Origin of the sequence: Arthrobacter sp. Hiyo1 (assembly GCF_001263615.2) — a bacterium.
Lineage (GTDB): Bacteria > Actinomycetota > Actinomycetes > Actinomycetales > Micrococcaceae > Arthrobacter.
In genome coordinates this window covers 89,017-93,637 of the sequence record NZ_DF952473.1, presented here as the reverse complement: position 1 = coordinate 93,637, position 4,621 = coordinate 89,017, and the positions used below count along the sequence as shown (strand labels likewise).

4 protein-coding genes and 1 pseudogene are annotated in these 4,621 nt (G+C 63.5%); all 5 read left to right on the top strand.

Going from position 1 to position 4,621, the window contains the following annotated elements; genetic code table 11:
• Positions 1-362: 362 nt before the first annotated feature.
• A complete protein-coding gene (locus AHiyo1_RS25635; RefSeq protein ID WP_216363228.1) occupies positions 363-641 on the top strand; it encodes a hypothetical protein in 279 nt (92 codons plus the stop codon).
• Between the two features lie 110 nt (positions 642-751).
• On the top strand, positions 752-1,036 hold the full coding sequence (locus AHiyo1_RS15965; RefSeq protein ID WP_059389211.1) for a YegP family protein: 285 nt from the start codon (positions 752-754) through the stop codon (positions 1,034-1,036).
• Between the two features lie 246 nt (positions 1,037-1,282).
• Positions 1,283-3,292: a threonine--tRNA ligase gene (gene thrS, locus AHiyo1_RS15960; protein WP_059389210.1), complete on the top strand. Its 2,010-nt coding sequence runs from the start codon at positions 1,283-1,285 to the stop codon at positions 3,290-3,292.
• Positions 3,293-3,321: 29 nt separating this feature from the next.
• Entirely contained in the window at positions 3,322-3,930 is a 609-nt protein-coding gene (locus tag AHiyo1_RS15955) for an HIT family protein (protein ID WP_059389209.1), read from the top strand.
• Positions 3,923-4,527, top strand: a pseudogene (pgsA, locus tag AHiyo1_RS15950) (phosphatidylinositol phosphate synthase); the annotation flags it as partial. The gene AHiyo1_RS15955 and the pseudogene pgsA, both read left to right, overlap by 8 nt.
• Positions 4,528-4,621 lie beyond the last annotated feature (94 nt).

Sequence of the window (4,621 nt, the reverse complement as noted above, 5' to 3'; positions counted from 1 at the left end):
CCAGGCCATGGCCGACGCCGCGGCCCTCGGCGTGACGGTGACAGCGGCACCGGGGACAACGGCAGTGCCGACGGCGCAACCGACAACAAGGATCACGCCGATTTCCCGGCGTCGAGCCCGCATGTGCTGGCCTGCGGCGGAACCAGACTTCAAGCGGACACTGCAACAGGTGTCATCAGGGCGGAAACGGTCTGGAACGACGGACCCAACTCGGCTACCGGCGGAGGATTCAGCGACGTCTTTCCGGCGCCCTCCTGGCAGTCGGGGATCCCGGGGCACGCCAAGCACAAGCCTGTGCCCAAGAAGGCCGGAAGGGGCGTCCCCGATGTCAGCGGCGTTGCGACCCGCAGACCGGCTATCAGGTGCGCGTCGACGGGAAAGACATGGTGATCGGTGGAACAAGTGCGGTGGCGCCGCTCTGGGCGGCCCTCGTCGCCCGGCTCGCCCAGGCCACCAACAGGCGCTTCGGCCTGATCCAGCCGCTGCTTTACCAAAACGGCAAGCAACCGGCGTCGGGCTTCCATGACATCACCTCAGGCTCCAATGGAAGCTACCACGCCGGGACCGGTTGGGATCCCTGCACAGGCCTGGGCAGTCCGGACGGCAGTGCCCTCCTTGCATTGCTCCAAGCCAAGGCTTAGTGGACCTGCCGGAGCCATTGCGGCGGTCCCAAAACCCGCCACGACACGGCTTTGACTCTGTAAACTGGTTGGTGTCCTTTACAACCTCAGGTTTCAAAGGAGGCTACACAATGGCTGGATACTTTGAGCTGGTCGATGGACCCAACGATGGATACAGGATTGCACTGCGCGACGGTGAAGGCGAGATCCTGGCGATGTCTACGACCTTTGCCACCAAACAATCGGCTGTCCGCGGGATATCCACACTCCGGGAGATCGCCGGAACAGCCCTCATCAAGGACAGGAGCCACGGACGGTGGACGCCGTCCCTTGAGCGTCAGGCCCACCACTTGCATCTGTTCCACCAACCCGCATGGCGGAAGCACGAAGTGAGAAGCGCAGCAGGCCGCTTGTAGCCCTGCGATAGCGCGGGTTCGCAAACCGCCCCGCACTCCAGTTCCCACAGGGCACTCCGTTACGGATTGAACGGGCTGCAATGACGCATGCCGAAAATGCCGTCCCGCCAAGTCTCCTCGGGGGGAAAACGGCACGCCTGCGCCTGCTTTGGCTGCCCCAGCCCGAGCGGATACGATGGACGATGGCTGGCTGTGGTCCCCGTACGCCACAAGCTATGAAGCCTTATCAATGAATAGGAGACACCCGTGTCAGATGCCCAGCAGATCACCCTCATCGTCGATGGCGAAGAGACCAAGGTGACGGAGGGGACCACCGGCGCGGAACTCTTCTTTGAGCGCCGCGACGTCGTTGTGGCCCGAGTCGACGGCGAACTCAAGGACCTCGACCAAGTGCTGCCCGAGGGTGCCCAGGTTGACGGCATCACCATCGACTCACCGGACGGCCTGAACGTCCTCCGCCACTCCACCGCGCACGTGATGGCCCAGGCTGTGCAGCAGCTTCGTCCGGACGCCAAGCTCGGAATCGGTCCCTACATCACAGACGGCTTCTACTTCGATTTCGATGTCGCCGAGCCCTTCACTCCTGAAGACCTGCGGCAGCTTGAGAAGATGATGCAGAAGATCATCAACCAGAACCAGAAGTTCGTGCGCCGCGTCGTCACCGAGGACGAAGCCCGCGAGGCCATGAAGGGCGAGCCTTACAAGCTTGAACTGCTGGGCAAGAAGAACGACGCCGCCGACGCCGGAGAGGGCGTCAACGTCGAGGTGGGCGCCGGGGAAATCACCATCTACGACAATGTGGATCGCAAGAGCGGCGACAGCGTATGGTGCGATCTCTGCCGAGGCCCGCACCTGCCCAACACCAAACTGATCTCCAACGCTTTCGCCCTGACCCGCTCCTCGGCGGCGTACTGGCTGGGCAACCAGAACAACCAGCAGTTGCAGCGTATCTACGGCACCGCTTGGCCCACCAAGGATGCGCTGAAGGCGTACCAGGAGCGCATCGCCGAGGCCGAGCGCCGAGATCACCGCAAGCTCGGCGCGGAACTTGACCTGTTTTCCTTCCCGGATGAGCTGGGCTCCGGACTGCCGGTGTTCCACCCGAAGGGCGGGATCATCCGCAAGGCGATGGAGGACTATTCGCGCCAGCGCCACGTGGACGCCGGATACGAGTTCGTCTACACCCCGCATATCACCAAGGGACACCTCTACGAGGTCTCCGGCCACCTTGACTGGTACAGGGAAGGCATGTTCCCGGCGATGCACATCGACGCGGAACTGAACGACGACGGCACCGTGCGCAAGCCCGGCCAGGACTACTACCTGAAGCCGATGAACTGTCCGATGCACAACCTCATCTTCCGTTCGCGCGGCCGCTCCTACCGGGAACTGCCCCTGCGGCTCTTCGAATTCGGCTCTGTGTATCGCTACGAGAAGTCCGGTGTTGTCCATGGTCTGACCCGCGTGCGCGGCATGACACAGGACGACGCCCACATCTACTGCACCCGCGAACAGATGAAGGACGAGCTCACCACCACCTTGAACTTTGTCCTTGGCCTCCTCAAGGACTACGGACTGGACGACTTCTACCTTGAACTGTCCACCAAGAACGAAGACAAGTTCGTTGGGGAAGACGCCGCCTGGGAAGAAGCCACACGCACCTTGGCAGAAGTAGCCGAGGCCTCGGGGCTGGAACTTGTTCCGGATCCGGGTGGAGCCGCGTTCTACGGCCCCAAGATCTCCGTGCAGGCGAAGGACGCGTTGGGCCGCACTTGGCAGATGTCCACCATCCAGCTGGACTTCAACCTGCCTGAGCGTTTTGAGTTGGAGTTCCAGGCTGCCGACGGCACACGCCAGCGCCCCGTCATGATCCACCGCGCGCTGTTCGGCTCGGTAGAGCGTTTCATGGGCGTCCTCACCGAACACTACGCGGGAGCTTTCCCCGCGTGGCTCTCGCCCGTGCAGGTGGTCGGCATTCCGGTGGCTGAGGCGTTCAACGACTACATGTTCGACGTCGTTGGCCAGCTCAAGGCTGCGGGTATCCGTGCCGAAGTGGACATTTCCTCCGACCGCTTCCCAAAGAAGATCCGCACCGCGAGCAAGGACAAGATTCCGTTCGTCCTCATTGCCGGCGGAGAGGACGCAGAGGCCGGTGCGGTGTCGTTCCGCTTCCGTGACGGCAGCCAAGACAACGGTGTGCCCGTTGCCGAGGCCGTCCGAAGGATCGTGGACGCCGTCAAGAACCGCGAGAGCTGACGAGTCGGACACCGCGGGGGCCAGGAAAAATGCAGGAGAACACGGGCGTGACAGCTGACTATCCGGGCGATGCCGAAGTGACTGACGACTTCGGCCTGGCAGGTGTTCCTGATGCCTTCCAACGCCTGTGGACTCCGCACCGCCTGGCCTACATCAAGGGTGGGCAGAACCAGTTCAAGAACGAGGACGACTGCCCGTTCTGCGTGGCTCCGAGCCGCACGGACAAGGAATCCCTCATCGTGCGCCGCGGCAAGACGTGCTACGTGGTCCTCAATTTGTTCCCTTACAACCCCGGTCACTTGCTCGTGTGCCCGTACCGGCATGTTCCGGACTACACGGACATTACCGTGCAGGAAACGGCGGAAATGGCGGAGCTCACGCAGACCGCGATGCGGGTGCTGCGCAAGGTGGCCAACCCGAGCGGCTTCAACCTGGGCATGAACCAAGGTGTGGCCGGCGGGGCGGGCATCGCAGCCCACCTGCATCAGCACGTAGTTCCGCGCTGGGGCGGGGACGGTAACTTTTTCCCCATCATCGCCCAGACGAAGGCTGTCACCCAGACCCTTGACGAGGTCCGCCAGCAAGTGGCCGACGCCTGGCCGGAAGAGTCGGATCTGTCCGGGGAGCCGGATGCTTAATCGGCACGCCCGCGGGTTCTTCACCGGGCTGTTCTCGCCCCTGGCCCGGTTCCTGCTCAAGGTGGGGGTCTCGCCCGACGCCGTTACCGTCGTCGGGACCGCGGGCGTAGTTCTCGGTGCCCTGATTCTCTACCCCCTGGGCCAGCTCTGGTGGGGTTCGCTGCTGATCGCCGTTTTCGCGCTGTCCGACGTCGTGGACGGCATCATGGCAAGGGAACAGGGACGCAGCGGCCCGTGGGGAAACTTCCTCGACTCCACGCTGGACCGGCTGGCAGACGGCGCCATTTTCGCCGGCGTCGCAATCTGGTTCTTCACGGGAGGCGGGAACAGCGCGATTGCTATCGCGTCCCTGGGCTGCCTGGTGCTCGGGATGGTGGTTTCGTACGCCCGCGCCAAGGCTGAATCATTGGCTTCTACGCCAATGTGGGCATCGCCGAGCGCGCTGAGCGGCTTATTTCCGTGCTCCTTGTCACCGGTCTGACCGGGCTGGGGCTGCCCCCCGTCGTCTTGCTGGTGACCCTTGTCATCCTCGCCGCCGCAACGGCAGTCACCGTCGTCCAAAGGATGGCCGCCGTCCGCGAACAGGCAATGGCAGACGTCGACGGCGGGATGCCGCTTAAGCGTGATTCGCCCGTAGCAGGCCCTGCTTTTGCGCGACGGCGGTCAACCCCCGTGTCTCATTCCGGGCGGG